A 21,490-nucleotide genomic window follows, 5' to 3' on the forward strand; every position below is an offset into this window, starting at 1 on the left:
TCGAGACGCCCCGGCGGTGCAAAAACCGCACCGGGACCGGCACCTTTCGCCCTCACCACCTGAAAAACCTGTCCGACAAGCTTGGTCACAACACGGCCTTCTGCTTGCTGATACGATGACGGCGGCAAATGCCCGACGACAGCACACCACAGCAAAGGAGACCGGAAATGGACATCAAGCGAAGCGGCTCGCGGCCTTCGGAGAAGGGGTCGGCGGAGTATTTCACCGGATCGGTCCGCCTCGATCCGGTCATCAGCGCGCCGGACCCTGCCCGCGTCGCCTGCGTCAGCGTCACCTTCGAGCCCGGCGCGCGCACGGCGTGGCACACCCATCCGCTCGGCCAGACGCTGATCGTGACCTCGGGTCTGGGCTGGGCGCAGCGCGAGGGCGGACCGATGGAGGAAATTCGGCCGGGCGACGTGATCTGGTTCGAACCCGGCGAAAAACACTGGCACGGCGCCACCGCGACCACGGGAATGACCCACATCGCCATTCAGGAAAAACGCGACGGCAAGGCGGTGGACTGGATGGAACAGGTCAGCGACACGCAATATGGGCGCTGAAGCCCGTAAATCTGGCATCCCGACAAACGCCTACGGTCGCCGACCGGCAGGCCATCGTCTTCAAGACGCTCACCATCACCGGCATCTACGGACGCGAGATGTTCGAGACCTGGTACAAGGAGATCGCGATGATCCAGTCCGGCCTGAATCTGCGCGCCATCATCGCCGACCGGTTGCCCATCGCGGACTACGCGCAAGGCTTCGCGCGGATGGGCGAAGGCAATTGCGGCAAGGTGGTGCTCGACTGGGGGTGAGAACGATCCGCAATTGCAGATGACTAAAAGTCCGCAGTGCGGACGGTACCCCCGCCGAACAGCTGTCCGTTTCCATCCGGCGACAGGCTTTATCGACTTTTCGACTGCCGAAGTTCTGATTGCCACTGCAGTCGCCAATCCGATATCCAACGGATCGCAGTAACCTGACTGTCCGAACAGATGACGGGATAGAGGTGGAGAGGGATGCATAAACCCGGCAACGAGGTTCCGTTCTGGTCGGCTGTCGCCATGGGGATCGGCGCCATGGTCGGCGCGGGAATATTCGCGCTGCTCGGCCAGGCGGGAGCAATCGCCGGAAGCGCGGTCTGGATCTCCTTCCTGATCGGCGGGCTGGTCGCGCTGCTCAGCGGATATTCGATCGGCCGGCTGGGCGCCCGCTATCCGTCGGCGGGCGGCGTTGTCGAGTATCTGGTGCAAGCGTATGGCGTGGGCCGGTTTTCCGGCAGCATGAGCGTCATGATGTATATCGCGTCGCTTGTCGCGGTGTCTTTGGTGGCGCGCACATTCGGTTCCTATGCCTACGCCCTTCTTCCGAAAGGATCACCGGGGTGGCTGATCGAGGCATTTGCCACGGCGATCGTTCTTACCTTCATGTTGGTAAATCTGGACGGCGTGCGCGCAATGGCGCGGATCGAAAGCCTTGTCGTCCTGATCAAGATGTCGGTTCTCATCGCTTTCGCCGTAATCGGAATGATGTTTGTTTCTCCCGAATATCTCGATCCGCGGACATACCCGCCGATTTCGATGATCTTCTACAGCGTCGCCGTCACGTTCTTCGCTTATGAGGGATTTCGCATCGTCACCAATGCCGCCGAAGACATGCCGGACCCGGGCCGGACCCTGCCCAGGGCGATCATGACGGCGATCTTTCTGGTCATGGCGGTCTATATCGCCATAGCCCTCAGTGTTTTCGGAAACCTGCCGCCCGAGAAGGTTGTCGTCGCCAAAGATTTCGCTCTCGCGGAAGCGGCGAGACCCATTCTCGGCCAGCTGGGCTACAAGATCGTCGCCGTCGCCGCCCTGTTCGCGACGGCCTCGGCAATCAACGCCAGCCTCTATTCGGTCACCAACGTCACCTACAAGCTTGCGACGCTCGGGGAACTTCCGCGTGCCTTCGGCAAGCCGATCGCCCATAGCAAGGAAGGGCTCGTGGTGAGTTCCTTCCTCATCATCATGCTCGCCATTTTCTTCGACCTCTCGCAGATCGCCGCAATCGGGGCGTTGTCGATGCTCCTCATCCACATGACGGTCCATATCGGCCACCTCCGGCTGCTCAACGAGACGCGAGCGGTGCCGGCGATGGTTGTTCTCGCCATTGTTGCGAATGCGGCCACGATTGCGCTCGGTGCGTATCACCTTGCAGGGACATCGCCGATGTTGCTTGTCCTGATCGGCGCCTTTTTCGTCCTTGCTTTTACGATTGAGGTCCTTCTGCACCGCCTCGCCGACCGGAGCGTCAAAGTCCGTTATCAAGAACCGTAAGCTGTTCCCGATCGCCGCCGGGATCGCAGAAAAGCTGGCTGCGGAAACGGGCGGCCACGCGGATGGATGCCGACCGGCGAGCGCCTAGAATATGCCCGTCACGAACCGGTCCAGACGGGAATTCTCCCGATAGACCAGCTTGACCGCGACTGCGGCCATCACCCCGGTCAGCGCTCCGCCGAGAACATCGCTGACGTAGTGGATCCCGACATAGACGCGGGACGCGGCGATCAGGATCGCCGCGAGCAGGAATGCTGTTCCGGCTTTTCGGACGCCGTGCAGAAGAAACACCGCCGCAATGGCGAATGTCGCCGTCGCATGATCCGAGGGAAACGAGAAATCCGCGCTTCGCTCGATGATCAGATGCGTGACGTTCGCGTCGTAGGGCCGCAGCCGATGAACGAACAGGAGGATCAGCTGATTGAAGGCGAGACCGGCGCAAAAAGCGAGGCCGGACGAGACCAGAACATGGCGATGGTGAAGCCGATCGGCACGCCGCCACCATTGGCCGGCAACTGCCGCGACGAGAACCGGCACGCCGAATGCCGAACTCCAGATCATCAGGTCGTCGACCGAGGCGCTCGACATCGCCATGCCGTTCAGGGCTTGCGTCAGGACAATATCCAGATGGCGGATGGAAATGTTCACAGCGCTGTCCTTCTCACATGCTCTCGTCGAGGTTGTCCGCGCGCATTCGGAGCGCCGGCATGGAGCGGAGGGTATGCCCCATGCCGGCGCGGCGCTTGCGGGGCATTACATCGCCGCCTGCGCGACGTTGACGCCGAGATCGTAGACAAGCTGACCGCCATAAAAGGCGGTCGCGGTGACCAGAACCGCCCCGACGACTTCTGCGACCGGGACCAGGGCGCGGAAGGCACCGCCGATGGACATGTTGCGCCACCAGACAAAGGCGCGCAGCGCGCCCCACGCCCCGAAAGCAACGGCGGTGAATGTCCCCAGTCCCTCGTGGATCTCGGCGACATTGCTGCGGAAACCGCCGCTTTCGGCGATATCGAGAGCCATGCCGCCAAAGACGAACGTCACGACGGCGAACAGGGCGGCAAGGACCGCGAGTCCGGTCGACACGTTTCCGGCTGCGGTTCGCTGCGTCACGCTTGCTCCGCGCGCGATCGCGACCACATCGAAGACCGCCAGCGTCAGCATGAAAACTATCGGGAAATGGACCAGAATCGGATGGATATGCTGCAGCGGGATCATGGAAGTGCCTTTTTCGAATGAGAGAAAATCTTCGTCTGCAAGAGACGCCGCCCGAGCTAGCCAAGCCAAGATTACAGATCGCTGACAGGTGTCTCCTTCGCTCCGCCATGACGGTGCTGACCGCCGGACAGCCGGGACAACGATTGCCGGACGGTCGACAAGTTTCGGGTCGTCCGCCGTCCAGCCTTATGATTCTGCTCGCCTTTCCCGGCCCTTCATCCGTTTTTCATTAAACCCCGCGAAACCGCTCCCATACTCGCGCCCATGTCTGTCCACGCCAAATCGGACCATGTACCCATGAACTGGGCTCGGGTGATTGCCCGCAACCGCGACGCGCTTTTGCGCATCGTCGCGGCACTGTTCGCCATGGCCGGTCTGGCCGACGGCGAAATGACGGCGACGCTGCCGCGCAGTCTGCACAACCATCTCCTGCGCATCCTGCGCTCCGCCGAAGCCGCCGTCCGGCGTCTCGTCATCATCGCCGCGCGCGATCTTGTTGTTGTGGTGGCGCCGGCGCGCCGCAAAAAAGCCGCCACACCAACCACAACAACAACCACAACAGGCAAACCCGCCGACGCCATCCCGGCGCTTCCCCTCATCGATCCGCTGAAGCGTTTCGACTTCCGGCCCCGGAGGCGCCGCGCCCGGTCCTTCCCGCGCATCAACTTCATCGGCCTGACCGAGCCGACGCCGATCCCCGACGACTGGTTTCCCTCGCCCGACGACCTGCTCGACGCCGCGCCGCTTTGCCGCCGGCTGCACATGCTGAAGCGCGCGCTGGACGATCTCGACGGTCAGGCGAAACGCCTTGCGCGCTGGAAAGCGAAGCGCGATCTCGGCCTCAACCGCTCGCCCCGCTTCAATCCCATGCGCCCCGGTCGCCCGCCCGGCTACCGCAAGCGGGCCTTTCACGCGGTCGACGACGTGCTGAGGGAATGCCACGCGCTGGCGCTGGATCTGGAGCGAACGCCCGGCGGTCCGCCATCCGGTTCTTCGTAATAGTCAGACTGATGACGAGTCAGGCGTGGTAACGATGACGCTTGGCTTGATGTCAAGGACTGGCCGGGGCCCCTTCATTCGGGGCCTCGTCCTCGGACTTGACCCGGAGATGGCGGAAACGGGATGGCTTCCGGGCCCTCGCCGTCAGTCCAGAAACGGCTTCAGGGCCTGGCTGCGCTGCAGAACGGTGAATTCGATCGAGATCCCGCCCTCGAAATGGCGGGCGACCCGGCCCTGCATGCTGCCGAGTGACACCGGAGCCCCGATCGGCGGGACCACATCGGTTTCGACGGCGGCGCCGGAGAGCGACAGATCGATGATCCGGCAGCCGTGCCGCTTGCCATCTTCGAATATGAGAACACCTGCCTGGTTGCGCGGCTCGATGCGTTCGTTGCGGCGGTCTTCGGGCAGGTTCAGCGCGAGTTTGTTCTCAAGCCACGTCAATTGCCGGACGAGCTTCGTATGCTTGTTCGGCGGCGCGTCGAATCTCAGCGCGAAGCCGTCCGGCTTGACGCGCGTGATCCTGCCGTCGAGCCGGCCGACATGATCGACATAGGCGATCACGCGCTCACCGAGCCGCCCGGCCCCGCCGGTGGAAAAGGCAACGCTTCCCGGCGACATGTCGGCAACCCTGCACGGAAATTCGGACCGGTCGGACAACATCAGCCGTCCGTCGAGCAAGACTTTCACGCGCCGGTACTGGCGGCGATCGGTATCGGTTTCAGTTTGGTCTTCGCCGAGCATTTTGCAGTCGATCCGGTTGCTCCGAAATGATGGCCGGACCATAGTTACGCGGGGTTAAGCGGCGGTTATCCGGCGAAAACACCGTCTCTGATGCTTAACAATCGGTAGAAAATCCACTCGGCACCCCGCTGCTCCCCGCGACAAATTCGCCCTTTGAAAGTCACAAATTCGCAGTGATTTACGGGCATAGACTGAGAAAATGAATCTACTTGGGCTCCCCCTGCCTGACGAAACGAGGCGACCGTGACCACCACCCCGACCGACCCCGCACCGGAAACCACCGGCACCGCGCTCGCGACCATTCCCGCGCCGGCGCTCGCACCTGCCCTCGCCCGGATGATGACCGAGACGAACGGCGCCAGCCATGGCCGCTACGATACGCTCGACCGGGCGCTCAGGGCATCGATGGCGCGGCTGACCAGCGGCGTGTCGATCCATTCCGCCGGCACCGCCTGGGCCGATTGGCTGACGCATCTTTCGCGCGCGCCGGGGCGGCAGTCGGAACTGTATGAAAAAGCCGTCACGAACTTCTGGAAGCTCGCCTTCGATGCGATGGGCCCGTCGAGCCCGCTCGGACCGGACGGCGGTTTCCACGAGGATGGCGACGACCACCGCTTCGACCATCCGGCATGGGACCACCTGCCGTTTCGGGCCTGGAAGCAATCCTTCCTCGCCGTCGAGGATTGGTGGAGCGAAGCGACGCAGGAAGTACGCGGCATGCACCACGCCAACGCCGACCGCGTCGCCTTCATGGCGCGCCAGATGCTCGACATGGCCGCGCCGTCCAACTCGCCCTTCCTCAATCCGGCGATCATCGAGAAAAGCCTCAAGAGCGGCGGCGTGAACCTTCTCGAGGGCGCGCAGAATTTCACCGCCGACGTCGCACGCGAACTCGCCAACGCGCCGGCGCCGCAATCGCCGGATTTCCGCGTCGGCGAGGACATTGCCTGCACGCCGGGCGAGGTCGTCTACCGCAACGAGGTGATGGAACTGATCCAGTATGCGCCGCAGACGGACAAGGTGCGCGCCGAGCCGGTGCTGATCGTCCCGGCATGGATCATGAAATACTACATTCTCGATCTTTCGCCGCACAACTCGCTGATCAACCACATCGTCAGCCAGGGCTTCACGGTGTTCGCGATTTCCTGGCGCAATCCGGGGCCGGAGCAGCGCGATCTGTCGCTCGACGACTATCGCCGCCTCGGCGTGATGGCGGCGCTGGATGCCATAGAACGCGTCGTACCGGACGAAAAGATCCACGCCTGCGGCTACTGCCTCGGCGGCACCATCTTGTCGATCGCGGCGGCGACGATGGCGCGCGACGGCGACAAGCGCCTCGCCTCGGTCACGTTGCTCGCCGCGCAGACGGATTTCACCGAGGCCGGCGAACTGATGCTGTTCCTCGATGAAAGCGAGATCGCCTATCTCGAGGACATGATGTGGGACCAGGGCTATCTCGACCAGAAGCAGATGGATGGCGCGTTCCGGGCGTTGCGCGCCCGCGACCTGATCTGGTCGCGCGCCGTCAGGCGCTATTTCCTCGGCGAAGAAGAAGAGCAGTTCGACATCTCCGCCTGGAACGCCGATTCCACGCGCATGCCCTACCGGATGCATTCGGACTATTTGCGCGGACTGTTCCTCGAAAACCGTCTGACGGCCGGGCGCTTCGCCGTCGAGGGGCGCGTGATCGCGCTGAAGGACATCGACGCGCCGTTCTTCGTCGTCGCGACCGAGAAGGACCACATCGCGCCGTGGCGTTCGGTCTACAAGACGACACTGTTCACCGATTCCGACCTGACCTTCGTCCTGACCAGCGGCGGCCACAATGGCGGCGTCGTTTCCGAACCCGGCCATCGCGGCCGGCACTACCGCATCGGCTTTCGCGAGCGGGGCGGCAAGTACCGCGATCCGAAAAGCTGGCGCGAAAGCCATGCGCCGCGGGACGGTTCGTGGTGGACGGAATGGGCGGCGTGGCTTGGCGCGCAGAGCAGCACACAGCTGGTCAGCCCGCCGCAAACCGGCGCTCCGAATGCCGGACTGCCGCCGCTCTGCCCGGCGCCGGGAACTTATGTGTTCCAGAAATAGGGTGCGGCCGCTTTACGGTTGACGGCACAGCCCCCGCCTGACATCAGGTCCCCTCACCTTCAAGGCGATGGCGACACGACCGCCGAACGGCCGCGAGGCATTTCCAGGAAGCGAACCGGACAGGCGGCGATGCTGCAGACACCTTATTATCTCATCGACAAGGCGCGGCTGAAACCCAACCTGGAGAAGATCGCCCGGCTGCGCGAGGCCTCCGGCGCCAAGTCCCTGCTGGCGCTGAAATGCTTCGCCACTTGGTCGGTTTTCGATTTCATGGCCGAGTATATGGACGGCACCACCTCCTCCTCGCTTTACGAGGTGAAGCTCGGCTACGAGAAGTTCGGCGGCGAGACCCATGCCTATTCGGTGGCCTACGCCGATCACGAGATCGCCGAGGTGCTCGAAAACTGCGACAAGATCATCTTCAACACGCTTCACCAACTCGAACGGTTCGAGGAGCCGAGCCGCGGCAAGACGCGCGGCCTGCGCGTCAATCCCGGCGTGTCGACCTCCGAATTCGACCTCGCCGACCCGGCCCGCCCCTTCTCGCGGCTGGGCGAGCACGACCCGAAGGCCATCGAAAAGGTCGCCGACCTCGTGTCGGGTTTCATGTTCCACTGCAATTGCGAGAACGAGGATTTCGACCGGTTCGACGCCATGCTCGGCCATATCGAGCAGCGTTTCGGTTATCTCGTCCGCCTGATGGACTGGATCAGCCTCGGCGGCGGCATCCATTTCACCGGCGAGGACTATCCGCTCGACCGCTTCGCCGAACGACTGAAGCGCTTTGCCGGCGAATACGGCGTGCAGGTCTATCTGGAGCCGGGCGAAGCGGCGATCACCGATGCCGCAACGCTGGAGGTGACCGTGCTCGACACGCTGTTCAACGGCAAGGACCTCGCCATCGTCGATTCCTCCATCGAGGCGCATATGCTCGACCTGCTGGTCTATCGCGAGACAGCCAAGCTCGCGCCAAACGAGGGGCCGCATGAATGGATGGTCTGCGGCAAGTCATGCCTTGCCGGAGACATTTTCGGCGAATTCCGCTTCACGGAACCGCTGAAGCCCGGCGACCGGTTGAGCTTCCGGGACGCGGCGGGTTACACCATGGTCAAGAAGAACTGGTTCAACGGCGTCAAGATGCCGGCCATCGCCGTGAAGGAGCTCGACGGCTCCGTGCGGCTCGTCAGGGATTTCGGCTACGAGGACTTCGTCGCCGCCCTGTCGTGAAATCCCTCTAGTAAACCAATCCACCACAAGACGGAGACACAAGGGAGACCTCCAAGGCTCATGAAACGCAATGTATTGATCATCGGCGCCGGCGGCGTCGCCCAGGTCGTCGCGCACAAATGCGCGCGGAACAACGATGTGCTGGGAGACATCCACATCGCCAGCCGCACGCTCGCCAAATGCGAGGCGATCATCGAAAGCGTGCGCGAGAAAGGCGCGATGAAGACCGATGGCGTGCTGGAAGCCCACCAGGTCGACGCGATGGATACGGCCGCCGTCGCCGACCTGATCCGCAAGACCGGCGTGCAGATCGTGATCAATGTCGGCAGCGCCTTCGTCAACATGTATGTGCTGGAGGCCTGCCTGGAGGCCGGCGCGGCCTATATCGACACCGCCATCCACGAAGAGCCGGACAAGATCTGCGAGACGCCGCCGTGGTACGCCAATTACGAATGGAAACGGCGCGACCGCTGCGCGGAAAAGGGCGTCACAGCGATCCTCGGCGCCGGCTTCGATCCCGGCGTCGTCAACGCCTTCGCACGTTTCGCCATCGACGAATTCATGGACGAGGTGAAGTCGATCGACATCGTCGACATCAATGCCGGCAGCCACGGCAAATATTTCGCCACCAATTTCGATCCGGAGATCAATTTCCGCGAATTTACCGGCACAGTCATTTCCTGGCAGGACGGCGCGTGGACCGAAAATTCCATGTTCGAGATCGGCCGCGAATGGGACCTGCCGGTCGTCGGCAAGCAGAAGGCCTACATGTCGGGCCATGACGAGGTGCAGTCGCTCGCCGTCAACTACCCGGACGCCGATGTGCGCTTCTGGATGGGCTTCGGCGACCACTACATCAATGTCTTCACCGTGCTGAAGAATCTCGGACTGCTCTCCGAACAGCCGGTCAAGACGGCCGAAGGGCTGGAGGTCATTCCGCTGAAGGTGGTCAAGGCCGTGCTGCCCGATCCGGCGTCGCTGGCGCCCGACTACACCGGAAAGACCTGCATCGGCGATCTGGTCAAGGGCGTGAAGGACGGCAAGGAGGCGGAAGTCTTCGTCTACAATGTCGCCGACCACAAGGACGCTTACAACGAGGTCGGCAGCCAGGGCATTTCCTACACGGCTGGCGTGCCGCCCGTCGCCGCCGCCATGCTGATCGCCGACGGCACCTGGGATACGGGCACGATGGTCAATGTCGAGGAACTCGACCCGAAGCCCTTCTTCACGATCCTCGACCGCATCGGCCTGCCGACGCGGGTGAAGGACGAAAATGGCGATCGGCCCTGGAACGGAGACGCCTAGCACCGGGAACGTCCCTTCCGTCGTGAAAGCGGGGCATATACCGCGCTGGCAAGGCCACGCTCCCGCCGTGTCATTCTCCTGCCCATTTCCGGGTGCCCGCTTGCAGGAACAGCTGGCGGGCATTCAACCAGGGAGGAGAACCCCGATGAAGAAGATAATTTGCGTTGCGGCGATGTTCCTGTTCGCCACGCCGGCTTTCGCGTTCCACTGTCCGGCCGACATGGCCGAGATTGACGCGGCGCTGCCGTCGGCGAGCCTTTCGGATGAACAGATGGCGCAGGTCAAGGAGCTGCGCGCACTTGGCGAAAAACAGCATAAGGCCGGCGATCACGCGGCCTCGATCGAGACTCTCGCCAAGGCAAAGGCGCTGCTCGGTATCTGACCGCGCTGCCTTACAGGCAATAAAAAAGGCCGGGCAAAACCCGACCTTCAGTCATCCCGGCGCCCCGTGCCAGTACATCCGTGGTCACGGGGCGGAGACGATAATTAGGCAGCCTGCAGGTTGTCTGCGGCGCTCTTGCCCGAACGGCTGTCCTTGACAACGTCGAAGGACAGCTTCTGGCCTTCAACGATGGTGCGCATGCCGGCGCGCTCAACGGCCGAGACGTGGACGAAGACGTCGGCAGCGCCGTCGTCCGGCTGGATGAAGCCGAAGCCCTTGGTGGCGTTGAAGAATTTTACGGTTCCAGTGGTCATGACGATTTCCTTTCGATAGGTCATGGTAGTCGGCCTGCCACGCGAATTGCGGTGCAAGCTGTTTAGATCGATTTTGAAGGGAAGATCGTCAGTTACGCCCAAAGGCGCGGAAACAATATTCGAAAAGCAAGATCGATAGGCGATACATAGGCGATTTTCTCGCCGGAAACAAGCAGGGCCGCAACGAATTGTTCCCGGCTGCGCGGAAATCGGTCCACGGTACTGCGCGCCGCGAACGACGGCCGGGTTTGCCGCCACATTCAGCCTCATAATTGCCGCAGTTTGGGCGGCATTGTCCGCGCGCGTAAAAGAACCGGGAGCATTTTCGCCTTTCCGGTCAAGGCGATGCGGTGGGAAACGTGAGCCCCAGCAGGAAGAAAGCAACGGCCTCTGCGAGCAGTATCCGCCGATACGTGCTTTCGGCGCTGCTGCAGTTGCTGTTCGCCTTCGTACAGGCGGATGCCTTCCCCGCGGCACCCGATCTCGACGGCTTTGCGGCCGGCCCCGCCGGCACCGCCCTGCAGACGGCGAGCCTCGTTGCCGGCGAACGCGATCCCGACAGTGTAAGCGCCGGCAAATCCCGCCCACTCGACCAGATCCCCCGCCTGTCCCCCATCCTGTTGCCCGTCGCCGGCAGTTACTTCACACCGCCGCAGCGCGACGTCGTTCGCGCCTCCGGCATTTCCTCCCACGCCTATCTCGTGCGCGCGCCGCCGCTTTTCCCGCTTTCGTGACCGACGGGGCGCAGCCGTGCTGCGCTCAATGCATCTATGAAGCGAGGAAAACATGAATACCCGAACCAGCATGTTCTGGGGCGCCCTTGTGGCATGCACCCTTCTGTCCAACGCGCCCGCTTACGCGCAGACCGACGCCATGAAGACGTCCTCGGTCCAGCCATATGGTTTCTGGCTGACCACCCCCACCCCCGAATTCACCGCCAATGCCGGCAAGAAGATCAGCATTCCGCTGAGCGTCATCAACGACACCGAGGAACCGCGGCGCGCCGAGATCACGCTGAACGGCGTGCCGGACGGCTGGACCTATGCTCTCAAGGGCAGCGGCCACGAGGTCGCGGCCGCCATGGTCGCGCCCGGCGACACGGGCAGCCTGACGCTCGAACTGACGCCGCCATCGGGCGCGAAGGCAAAGGCCTACCCGCTCGACATCAAGGCGAAATATTCCGGCGGCACGGCGGAACTGCCGCTCGCCGTCACGATTTCGGACGCGCCGGAGGCCTCCGCCACACTGGTGCCCGAACTGCCGGCGCTACGCGGTGGCGTCAAGACAAGCTTCGAATACAAGATGAAGCTGACGAACGATGGCGCCGATGACGCGCTGTTCAACCTCGCCGCCGACGTGCCGCCCGGCTTCCAGACGACATTCAAGAAGGGCTACGGCTCGGAGGAAATCACCGGAATTCCGGTCAAGGCGGGGCAAACCGCTGATGTGACACTGCAGGTCAAGCTCGATAATTCGGTGCCTGCCGGGCAATATCCGATCCACGTCATGACGGTGGCCGGCGACCAGCATGCCGCCGCCGACCTCGCGCTTCAGGTAACGGGATCGCCCAAGCTCGATCTCACCGGACCGCAACAGCGCCTCAGCGGCACCGCGGTCGCCGGCAAGGAGACGAGCTTCACCTTCAAGCTCGACAACTCGGGCAGCGCACCGGCGAAGGCAGTCAAGCTTGCCGCCACCGCTCCGAGCGGCTGGAAAGTCAGCTTCGATCCGGCCGAACTGCCCGGACTGAAGCCCGGCGACGAGCAGGACGTCAACGTGACGATCAAGCCGACCGAAAAGGCGATCGCCGGCGACTACATGGTGACGATGAATGCACGGGCCGAAGGCACGTCGACATCCGCGCGTTTCCGCACGACGGTGGAAACGTCCACGATGTGGGGCATCGTCGGCCTCGGCGTCATCGGCCTCGCCGTGATCGTGCTGGCCATGGCAGTCATGAGGTATGGCCGCAGATGAGCACGCACGTCATTGAAGCAACCGGCCTGACCAAGCGTTACGGCAGTTCCCGCGCCGTCGACGGGATCGACCTGACGGTTGAGGAAGGCGAAGTCCTCGGAATGCTCGGCCCCAACGGGGCCGGCAAGACCACGACCATCCTGATGCTGCTCGGTCTCACCGAGGCCAGCGAGGGATCGATCAGGATTCTCGGCAAGGATCCGGTCCGCGAGCCGCTCGCGGTCAAGCGCGACGTCGGCTACCTGCCCGACGCCGTCGGATTCTACGACAATCTGTCGGGGCGCGAGAACCTGCGCTACACGGCGCGTCTCGGCGGCATGTCCGCCGAGGAAGCCGACCGCCGCATCGATGACGCGCTGCAGCGCGTCCATCTTTCGCATGTGGGCGATCACAGGGTGGCCACCTATTCGCGCGGCATGCGTCAGCGGCTCGGCCTCGCCGAACTGCTGATGCGCGACAGCCGCATCGCCATCCTCGACGAACCGACCTCCGGCCTCGATCCGCAATCGACGACCGAATTGCTGGAACTGATCCGCGGCTTCGCCAAGGACGGCATGACGGTGCTGGTCTCCTCGCACCTACTCGATGTCGTGCAGTCGATCTGCAACCGGGTGGCCCTTTTCAACAAGGGCCGCATCGGTTTCGTCGGCACGGTGGCCGAACTGGCGCAGAACGTCGCCGACGGCGCGTTTCACATCGAGGTCGGCGCCGACGGGTTCGATGTCGGCATGCTTGCGGAAGAGATCGACGGCGTCAGCGGCGTCACCGCCGACGGCGACGGTTTCTGGAAGATCACCGCCTCGCGCGACATCCGTCCGGATCTCGCAAAGGGCATCGTCGAAAAGGGCGGCGCCCTGAAAAACCTCGATGCGCACCGGGTAACGCTCGGCGAAGCCTACAATCTGTTCTTCAGGGAGGCTGGAAATGAAGCGTGAAGGTTCACCGCTCAAGGGGGTGATGACCATCGCCCTCAAGGAAGCCGCCGATCACATGACGAGCGCGCGCATGCATCTGATCATGCTGCTCGTGCTGCTGACGGCGGCAGGCGCGGTCTACGCGGCGATCGACCAGATTCGGGCGACGACGTCGGAAGATCCGTTCCTGTTCCTGAAACTGTTCACCGTGGCCCGGCAGCCGCTGCCGTCCTTTGCCTCCTTCATGGGCTTTCTCCTGCCGCTGGTGGCGATCGCGCTCGGCTTCGACGGCGTCAATGGCGAATTCGGACGGCGCACGATGAGCCGCATTCTTGCCCAGCCGATCTACCGGGATGCCGTCCTCTTCGGCAAATTCCTGGGCGGCATGCTGGTCATCGGCATCGCGCTTTTGACGCTGTGGCTCTTGATGATCGGCCTCGGTATCCTGCTGCTCGGCCTGCCGCCGTCGGCGGGCGACATGGCGCGCAGCCTTGCCTATCTGGCCGCGACGCTGATCTATACCGGCGTCTGGCTGGCATTGGCGCTCGCCTTCTCGACGCTGATCAAGGCGCCGGCCACCTCGGCGCTTGCCGCCCTGTCGGTCTGGCTGATCTTCTCGATCTTCTGGTCGATGATCACGCCGTTCGTCGCAAACGTCATCTCGCCTGTCGATCCGTTCAATCCGATCAGCGTCGTCAACGCCTTCGAGACCCAGCAGGCGCTTGCCCGCATCTCGCCGGCGACGCTTTACGGCGAGGTGGCGCAAATGCTGCTCGATCCAGCTTCGCGCTCCGTCGGGCCGGTGTTCATGTCGCAGATGCAGGGGGCGCTCGTCGGCGCGCCGCTGCCGACGTTGCAGAGCATCCTCATCGTCTGGCCACAGATCTCCGGCCTGTTCGCGGCGATGGTGCTCCTGTTCACCGGCGCCTATGTCTTCTTCCAGCGCCAGGAAGTCAGGGCATAGGGATAAAGCGCGAGTGCAGCCGGGCGACGGACCTCCCGCCCGGCTGCATCAAAGCCGCAAACGCACAAGCTTACCCCTCCCCCGACCAGCGACTAATCCGTCTTCTCAGAGAGGGCGCGGTATGGGGACCGGTATCGTGGCGGGCAGCTTAAGTTTCCAGGGCTTGGCCAGTTCGGCAACGGGCGTCTCGTCCGAGGGCGCGGGCGGAGCCGGTTCAGGCAGTATCGGCTGCGGCGCGGATACCGCGTCAGCCGTTTGCGCCCATTCCTGCAGCGCCTCGCCGAACACCTCGGTACCGGTCGATCCGGCAACGAGGCGCAGCGCCGCCCGGCGGCCGCTGTAATAGACGAACGGTATTTCGATCATATCCGGATCGGACATCATCTGTCGGTGCTTCTTGACGGCCGCAGGCAGGTCGGAGAGCGCGAACAGGAAGACATTCGGCGCGATCTTCACGATCGAGCCGACCATCGGATCACTCGCGCCCTGCGCGCCGTTCAGGAAATTTATGCCTTCCACCGAGGCTATTCCGCCGCCCTGATAGCCCTCGGAGAGATCGAAGATGATCTCGATGAGGTGGGTGGCGGGCAGCGTCTTGTCGAGATTCCGCGTCAACGAGATCGTCGCCCGCAGCCCGTCCGTGGGAATCGCGATTTCGGCGTGGATCGACGCCTCCGGCGGCTGGTCCGGTGCGGGCGAGGTTTCGACGACCGACCACGCCACGTTTCCGGACGCGGCCGGCTTCTTCGATCCCGCCGCCGTCTCGAACAGGAAAGCCTTTTCGCCGTTAATTGGCGGAAATACCGGCTGCGCCGCAGGCTGGCTTTCTGCCCCTACCGGGGCGGTTTCGGCGGTTGCCGCCAAAACAGCCCCCGATTCTCCCGGCTTTTCGGGTCCGGCGGTTTCGGCGACCGAGGCCGCGGACGTTTGCGGTTCTTCCCCTGCCGAAGCTTTGGTCGGCGGTGTCGTTTCCGTTTCAATGCCGGAAGCCGTCTGCGCATCCCTGGACGGCGGCAGGAATTGCGATCCGTAGGAAACAACGCCGGCCGCAAGCCGGGTCGCCTTGTCCGGGTAGACAACGGCTCCGGCGACAAGGCCGCCTATGCAAAGGATCGCCACGGTCGCGAATATCAACCGACCGGTGCGCCGTTTGCGCCCGCGACCGGCGACATGCGACGCCGTTGCACCGGTTTCGTCCTGCACCAGGCCGTTGAATGCCGGCGCTTCGGAAGCCGGATACTCGCTCGCTTCCCTCTGCACCGGCTCGACCGATCTGGCGGCTGGTTGCGGGCGCGCTGTCGCGGCCGGTTCGGCAGCGTCCGGCCCGATCATGTCGCGGAGCGCTTCTTCCACTTCGGCGGTGATCGCATCGCTCCTGGCGCGGTATGCCGAAGCCGCATCGCCGAACCGCGAATAGTCATTCGCACCGGTTCTCCGGGCGGCGGAGGCCTCGCCTATCTCCAGTTCGGTGAGAAGGTCTTCGGCGTCGAAGTTCAAATCGACCGTTTCCGCGATGACCGCATGTGCCACGAGATCGTTTTCCGTGTCGCGAATGGCATCATTGAGCCTTTCGATACAGGAATGGACGGTCGCGTAATCGGGCGCCGTCGTCAGCCCTTTCAGATACCGGTCTAGCGCCGTGCGGGCGCGGCGGTAGACGGCTTCCCGGTTGGCCGGGTCGCTCATGTCTTCCTCGCCGATCGCCCTGCGAAGCAAGGCCGCGATATCGATCTGCGGTGCGGCGGACGCAGGTTTTTCTTCCGGCGCCGGTTCGTCCTCGCGTTCGAGCATTTCGGCCGCGGCCCGTCCGGCCCAGTCATTGGCCGGCGACGACTCGGACAGGACGGCCGACAACGCCATCTCGAAATCGTTCAGCGCATCATGGCCCGCCGCCTCGACCCTGAGCGCCTGATTCGCCGCACCGCCGGAGGATCCGCCATGAACGGCCGGCTGCGTCGCGTCCGCCTTCGCGGATTTGCGGTTGAACGGGGTGACATTCGCGCCGGCACTGACCGGAGCGGGCCGCAGTCCGGCGGTTCCCTTCTGCGATGCGATCATGGATTGCTCGGCTTCAACGTCGAGGATCGCGTTTTCGAGGCGGTCCAGCGTGGCATCGATTTCGCCGGCCTTCGCCGAACGCGCCTCCAATTGGCGCCTGATCGCCTTGCGGGCTTTCTCGTAGGCCATCGCCCGCGCCATCGGCGAGTTTTCGGGCAGCCCCTGGATTGCGACTCGGATGTAATTCGTAAAATCGGACACGGAAATCCAAACCCTCCGATGCCTGACCCCTGACGCCACGCCTCCGCTGCTGCACTCACATCGCGAAATCGGAACGTGTCAGACAACCCCAGTCCACGTTATCCATAGGCCAAATTGGCCGTATGATCAAGGAATTGGAGGATTCTCCGGAATTTTCACCTTATCTGAATTTCATCGTTCGCGACCGCGTCCGCCGCCGCGGTCGCGATACCGTCGCCCCCGGTCGGCCAGGCCGCGGATCGACCGGACCGCTTCCCGCCGGCCTGTTCGCCCTTTGACGACTCCACGTGAATTTGATCAGCATCATGGAACGGGACCGCGATAAATCGCATCTTGCATGCCTCTTGAAATCGCGAACGGGGATGTATATTCAAGATCGCGAATATAAGAAATCGCAAATGTCTCCATGGGCGCAGCCCCTGAAGACCGAACCGACAGGATACGACAATGCGCGCCACGCTCGCCGCCATCACGTCCGCAATGACGCTGGCCTTGATGCTTCCGCCTCATGCACTTGCCGAAACAATGACGCTCGAACCGTCTTCCGTGACCGACTGGAAGGCCGTCTATGCGCGCATCGAAGCGCGCGACCGCATTCCGGCCCGCGCCCGCTTGGGCGGGACGCTGGTTTCGCTTTCCGTCACCGAGGGTGACATGGTCGAGGCCGGACAGGCCCTCGCCCGCATCGTCGACCAGAAACTGGATTTCCAGATGAACGCGCTCGACGCGAAACTTCAGGGGATCGAATCGCAGCTTGCCAACGCCAAGTCGGAACTGACGCGCGGCGAGGAACTGCTGCAGAGCGGCGTCACCACGGCACAGCGCCTCGACAGCCTGCGGACCCAGGTCGACGTCTATACGAACCAGATCGACGCGACACGCGCCGAGCGCCGGGTACTTGAAGAGCAGGTCGCCGAGGGCACCGTCCTGGCGCCGCTGTCGGGCCGTGCGCTGGACGTGCCGGTCGCCGCCGGGGCGGTCGTCACGCCCGGCGAAAACATCGCCACGATCGGCGGCGGCGGCTTCTTCCTGCGCCTCGCGGTGCCGGAGCGCTATGCCGGCAGCCTGCACAAGGGTGACACCATCCAGATCGAAACCACCGGCATGGCCGAAGGTCAGCTGGCGCGCGTCTACCCGCAGATCGACAATGGCCGCGTCATCGCGGATGTCGAGGTACCCGGCCTGGACGACGCTTTCGTCGATGCCCGCGTGCTCGTGCGCCTGCCGATCGGCGAGCGCACCGCCCTTTTGGTGCCGGCGGACGCGGTCGAGACCGTTTCCGGCCTCGACTTCGTCGCGGTCTCCGAAAACGGCGAGACCGTCAGGCGGACGGTCGTGCTCGGTGAACACCACACGATCGACGGAAAAGACATGATCGAGGTCGTGACCGGCCTCACCGCTGGCGAAGAGGTGGTGACCGACCATGAGTGAGGGACAGTTCGATGGCAGCCTCGGCATTGCCGGGCGGCTCACGCGCGCGTTCATCGTTTCCCCGCTGACGCCGCTTTTCATCATCGCGGCGCTGGCGGTCGGCCTTGTCGCGCTCATTTCCCTGCCGCGCGAGGAAGAACCGCAAATCTCCGTGCCGCTGGTGGACATCCACATCCAGGCGCCCGGCCTCAAGGCCGAGGACGCGGTGAAACTCGTCACGGAGCCGATGGAAACCATCGTCAAGGGCATCAATGGCGTGGAGCACGTCTACAGCCAGACCCAGGACGACTATGCGATGGTCACGGCGCGTTTCCTCGTCGGCACATCGGCCGACGCCGCGATCCTGCGCGTGCATGACAAATTGCGCGCCAACATGGACCGCATCCCGGTCGGCATCGCCGAACCGCTGGTCGTCGGCCGCGGGATCGACGACGTGGCGATCGTGTCGCTAACGCTGTCGGCAGACCCCGGCACGGGCATTTCCGCCAACGACCTGACGCGGATTGCGCGCGAATTGCGCACCGAAGTCGCCAAGGTCGAGAATGTCGGCCTGACCTATCTGGTCGGCGAGGCGCCCGAGGCGATCCGCATCGCGCCCGATCCCGAGCGGCTGGCCCTCTACGGCATCACGCTGCAGCAGCTCGCCGGCAAGGTGCAGGAAGCCAACCGCACCTTCTCCACCGGCAAGCTGCGCGACAAGGGCGAACAGATCGACCTCGTCGCCGGCGAAACGCTGACGGCGCCGGCCGAGATCGCCAACCTGCTGCTGACCGCACGCGACGGCCGGCCGGTCTATGTGCGCGACGTGGCGCATGTCGAATACGTCTCAGACACGTCCGACCAGATCGTCGCCAATGTCACGCGCACCGACGACGGCAAGGTGCAACGCACGCCGGCCGTCACGCTCGCCGTGGCCAAACGCGCTGGCGCCAATGCCGTGGTGGTCGCGGAGGATGTCCTGCACAAGGTCGAGGAGCTGAAGGGCCACCTGATCCCGCAAGGCGTCGAGGTCCAGGTCACGCGCGATTATGGCGAGACGGCAAACGAAAAGGCCAACGAACTGCTGTTCCACCTCGGCCTCGCCACGATCTCGATCATCGCGCTCGTGCTGTTCGCCATCGGCTGGCGCGAAAGCATCGTCGTGGCGATCGTCATTCCGGTGACGATCCTGCTGACGCTGTTTGCGGCATGGATCATGGGCTACACGCTCAACCGCGTCTCGCTGTTCGCGCTGATCTTCTCGATCGGTATCCTTGTCGACGATGCCATCGTGGTGATTGAGAACATCGCGCGCCACTGGGGCCTGAGCCGCGGCGAACACCGTATCGCGCGGGCCGTGGAGGCCGTGGCCGAGGTCGGCAACCCGACCATCGTCGCCACGCTCACCGTGGTCGCGGCGCTGCTGCCGATGCTGTTCGTGTCCGGCCTGATGGGCCCCTATATGAGCCCGATCCCGGCGAACGCGTCGGCTGCGATGATCTTTTCGTTCTTCGTCGCGGTGATCGTCACGCCATGGCTGATGGTGCGCATCGCGGGCAACGCGCCGGTGCATGCGCATGACGACGCCGGCCACCAGCATGGCGGAAGGCTCGGCGCGCTCTATACGCGCGTCGCGCGCCCGATCCTGGCGACCAAGGGCCGCAGCCTGGCCTTCCTGCTGATCGCGGCCGGATTGTCCTTCGGTTCGCTCGTCCTGCTCTACACCAAGGACGTGACGGTGAAGCTGCTGCCGTTCGACAACAAGTCGGAACTGTCGGTGGTCATCGACCTGCCCGAAGGCGCATCCGTCGAGGCGACCGACGCCGTGGCACAGGCCGTGGCGCGGACGGTGACGGAGCTGCCCGAAGTCATCTCGGTGCAAACGCATGCCGGCACGGCGTCGCCGTTCAACTTCAACGGCCTCGTGCGGCACTACTATCTGCGCGCGCAGCCCAATATGGGCGACGTTCAGATCAACCTGCTGCCGAAGTCCGAACGCGACCGCGAAAGCCACGACATCGCGCTCGAGATCCGCGAGCGGATCAACAAGCTCGACGTTCCGGAAGGCACCAGCATGAAGACGGTCGAACCGCCGCCCGGTCCGCCGGTGATCTCGACGCTGCTCGCCGAGGTTTACGGTCCGGATGCCGAGTCGCGCCGTATCGCGGCCGCCAAGATCCGCGAAGCCTTCGAGGCCGTCCCCTTCGTCGTCGACGTGGACGACAGCTTCGGGACGCGGGCGCGTCGCCTGCGCGCCACGATCAACACCGACGACCTCGAGTTCTTCCAGGTGGCGGAGAACGACGTGTTCGACACGCTCGCCATTCTCAATGGCGGCTCGACCGTCGGCTACTCGCATCGCGGTGACGGCCGAAATCCGATCCCGATCCGAGTGGAACGCGACAAGGGCGACAAGGTGATGGACACGCGGTTCCTCACGACGCCCATTCCCGCCAACGTCCTGCCGGGCGCGCGCGGGGTCGTCGAACTCGGCGACGTGATCAACGTCAAGGAGGAACGCGCCTCCTATCCGATCTTCCGCCACAACGGACGGGATGCGGAAATGGTGACCGGCGAACTCGCCGGCGCCTACGAGGCGCCTCTCTACGGCATGCTCGCAGTCGCCGACCAGCTGGACAAGATGGACTGGCCGGAAGGCACCAAGCCGGTCATCAGCCTGCACGGCCAGCCGGATGACGAGAGCCATGTCACCCTGTTGTGGGACGGCGAGTGGGAAGTCACCTGGGTGACCTTCCGCGACATGGGCGCAGCCTTCATGGTCGCCCTGCTCGGCATCTACATCCTGGTGGTGGCGCAGTTCGGTTCGTTCAAGCTGCCGCTGGTGATCCTGACGCCGATCCCGCTGACCTTCCTCGGCATCATGGGCGGCCACTGGCTGCTCGGCGCGCCGTTCTCGGCGACGTCGATGATCGGCTTCATCGCGCTTGCGGGCATCATCGTTCGCAACTCGATCCTGCTGGTCGACTTCATCCGCAACGCGGATACCGAGGGCAAGACCAAGCTCGACATCCTGATCGAAGCCGGCGCGATCCGGTTCAAACCGATCCTCCTGACGGCCATCGCCGCCATGATCGGCGCGGTCGTGATTTTGGCCGACCCGATCTTCCAGGGGCTGGCGATCTCGCTCTTGTTCGGCCTGCTGTCGTCGACGCTGCTGACGGTGCTGGTGATCCCGGCGATATACCGGGTGATGAGAACCTGAGGGAACTGACTGAAACAAAGAAACGCCGCCCGCCAAGAACGGGCGGCGTTTTATTTTAGCGCTCGTGAACATACCGAACCAACTGGTTGACTATAAACACATTCCTCTTCGGAGGACTTGAGAACAAAGCCGCGCCTCAGGGATTGGTA

The 21,490-nt window shown here is 63.8% G+C and carries 19 protein-coding genes; 14 read left to right on the forward strand and 5 right to left on the reverse strand.

The annotated features are described in order from the left end of the window. The first annotated feature begins 167 nt into the window (after positions 1-167). The 3 genes from IG169_RS08905 (at position 168) to IG169_RS08915 (ending at position 2,320) form a co-directional block, all read left to right on the forward strand. Positions 168-563, forward strand: coding sequence for a (R)-mandelonitrile lyase (locus IG169_RS08905; protein ID WP_193175844.1), 396 nt, complete (start codon positions 168-170; stop codon positions 561-563). Positions 564-661: 98 nt separating this feature from the next. After that, complete coding sequence (locus IG169_RS08910) at positions 662-817, forward strand: hypothetical protein (RefSeq protein ID WP_193175845.1); 156 nt, start codon at positions 662-664, stop codon at positions 815-817. 204 nt (positions 818-1,021) lie between these two features. After that, on the forward strand, positions 1,022-2,320 hold the full coding sequence (locus IG169_RS08915) for an APC family permease (RefSeq protein ID WP_193175846.1): 1,299 nt from the start codon (positions 1,022-1,024) through the stop codon (positions 2,318-2,320). 84 nt (positions 2,321-2,404) lie between these two features. Here the strand turns inward: IG169_RS08915 and IG169_RS08920 are convergent, their stop codons facing one another. After that, on the reverse strand, positions 2,405-2,956 hold the full coding sequence (locus IG169_RS08920) for a phosphatase PAP2 family protein (protein WP_343225635.1): 552 nt from the start codon (positions 2,954-2,956) through the stop codon (positions 2,405-2,407). Between the two features lie 117 nt (positions 2,957-3,073). Further along, complete coding sequence (locus IG169_RS08925) at positions 3,074-3,538, reverse strand: DUF2231 domain-containing protein (RefSeq protein WP_193175847.1); 465 nt, start codon at positions 3,536-3,538, stop codon at positions 3,074-3,076. A gap of 297 nt (positions 3,539-3,835) precedes the next feature. Between IG169_RS08925 and IG169_RS08930 the strand changes: the two genes are divergently transcribed. Continuing rightward, positions 3,836-4,537, forward strand: a complete 702-nt coding sequence (locus IG169_RS08930) for a hypothetical protein (protein WP_193175848.1) — start codon at positions 3,836-3,838, stop codon at positions 4,535-4,537. A gap of 144 nt (positions 4,538-4,681) precedes the next feature. On the opposite strand, the gene IG169_RS08935 is transcribed toward IG169_RS08930, so the two are convergent. After that, a complete protein-coding gene (locus IG169_RS08935; protein WP_193175849.1) occupies positions 4,682-5,281 on the reverse strand; it encodes a PilZ domain-containing protein in 600 nt (199 codons plus the stop codon). A 243-nt stretch (positions 5,282-5,524) separates the two neighbouring features. Here IG169_RS08935 and IG169_RS08940 point away from each other — a divergent pair, with 243 nt between their 5' ends. The 4 genes from IG169_RS08940 (at position 5,525) to IG169_RS08955 (ending at position 10,280) form a co-directional block, all read left to right on the forward strand. Then, the gene (locus IG169_RS08940) at positions 5,525-7,366 is read left to right on the forward strand and encodes a PHA/PHB synthase family protein (protein WP_343225628.1); all 1,842 of its coding nucleotides are present in this window, start codon (positions 5,525-5,527) and stop codon (positions 7,364-7,366) included. Between the two features lie 129 nt (positions 7,367-7,495). Continuing rightward, positions 7,496-8,593, forward strand: a complete 1,098-nt coding sequence (locus tag IG169_RS08945) for a carboxynorspermidine decarboxylase (protein ID WP_193175850.1) — start codon at positions 7,496-7,498, stop codon at positions 8,591-8,593. 60 nt (positions 8,594-8,653) lie between these two features. Continuing rightward, complete coding sequence (locus tag IG169_RS08950) at positions 8,654-9,898, forward strand: saccharopine dehydrogenase family protein (protein WP_193175851.1); 1,245 nt, start codon at positions 8,654-8,656, stop codon at positions 9,896-9,898. Positions 9,899-10,043: 145 nt separating this feature from the next. Continuing rightward, positions 10,044-10,280 carry a hypothetical protein gene (locus tag IG169_RS08955; RefSeq protein WP_193175852.1) on the forward strand — a complete coding sequence of 79 codons (237 nt, stop codon included), beginning with the start codon at positions 10,044-10,046 and terminating at the stop codon, positions 10,278-10,280. Positions 10,281-10,384: 104 nt separating this feature from the next. Here the strand turns inward: IG169_RS08955 and IG169_RS08960 are convergent, their stop codons facing one another. Further along, positions 10,385-10,618: a cold-shock protein gene (locus IG169_RS08960; protein WP_343225629.1), complete on the reverse strand. Its 234-nt coding sequence runs from the start codon at positions 10,616-10,618 to the stop codon at positions 10,385-10,387. A gap of 335 nt (positions 10,619-10,953) precedes the next feature. Here IG169_RS08960 and IG169_RS08965 point away from each other — a divergent pair, with 335 nt between their 5' ends. Genes IG169_RS08965 through IG169_RS08980 form a run of 4 tightly spaced genes read left to right on the forward strand, consistent with a single transcriptional unit; the run spans position 10,954 to position 14,449 of the window. Beyond that, positions 10,954-11,328: a hypothetical protein gene (locus IG169_RS08965; RefSeq protein WP_193175854.1), complete on the forward strand. Its 375-nt coding sequence runs from the start codon at positions 10,954-10,956 to the stop codon at positions 11,326-11,328. A gap of 52 nt (positions 11,329-11,380) precedes the next feature. Next, positions 11,381-12,571 carry an NEW3 domain-containing protein gene (locus tag IG169_RS08970; RefSeq protein ID WP_193175855.1) on the forward strand — a complete coding sequence of 397 codons (1,191 nt, stop codon included), beginning with the start codon at positions 11,381-11,383 and terminating at the stop codon, positions 12,569-12,571. Continuing rightward, the gene (locus tag IG169_RS08975; RefSeq protein WP_193175856.1) at positions 12,568-13,506 is read left to right on the forward strand and encodes an ABC transporter ATP-binding protein; all 939 of its coding nucleotides are present in this window, start codon (positions 12,568-12,570) and stop codon (positions 13,504-13,506) included. Before IG169_RS08970 ends, IG169_RS08975 begins: the two co-directional genes overlap by 4 nt. Next, complete coding sequence (locus IG169_RS08980; RefSeq protein WP_193175857.1) at positions 13,496-14,449, forward strand: ABC transporter permease; 954 nt, start codon at positions 13,496-13,498, stop codon at positions 14,447-14,449. Before IG169_RS08975 ends, IG169_RS08980 begins: the two co-directional genes overlap by 11 nt. Positions 14,450-14,554: 105 nt before the next feature. Here IG169_RS08980 and IG169_RS08985 read toward each other — a convergent pair whose 3' ends face one another. Next, entirely contained in the window at positions 14,555-16,708 is a 2,154-nt protein-coding gene (locus tag IG169_RS08985) for a hypothetical protein (RefSeq protein ID WP_193175858.1), read from the reverse strand. A gap of 447 nt (positions 16,709-17,155) precedes the next feature. Between IG169_RS08985 and IG169_RS08990 the strand changes: the two genes are divergently transcribed. Further along, entirely contained in the window at positions 17,156-18,139 is a 984-nt protein-coding gene (locus IG169_RS08990; protein WP_246717260.1) for an efflux RND transporter periplasmic adaptor subunit, read from the forward strand. Continuing rightward, positions 18,132-21,341 (forward strand): efflux RND transporter permease subunit, encoded by a 3,210-nt coding sequence (locus tag IG169_RS08995; protein WP_193175859.1) that lies wholly within the window; start codon positions 18,132-18,134, stop codon positions 21,339-21,341. Before IG169_RS08990 ends, IG169_RS08995 begins: the two co-directional genes overlap by 8 nt. Positions 21,342-21,490 lie beyond the last annotated feature (149 nt).

Origin of the sequence: Oricola nitratireducens (assembly GCF_014904745.1) — a bacterium.
In the GTDB taxonomy this organism is placed as follows: domain Bacteria; phylum Pseudomonadota; class Alphaproteobacteria; order Rhizobiales; family Rhizobiaceae; genus Oricola; species Oricola nitratireducens.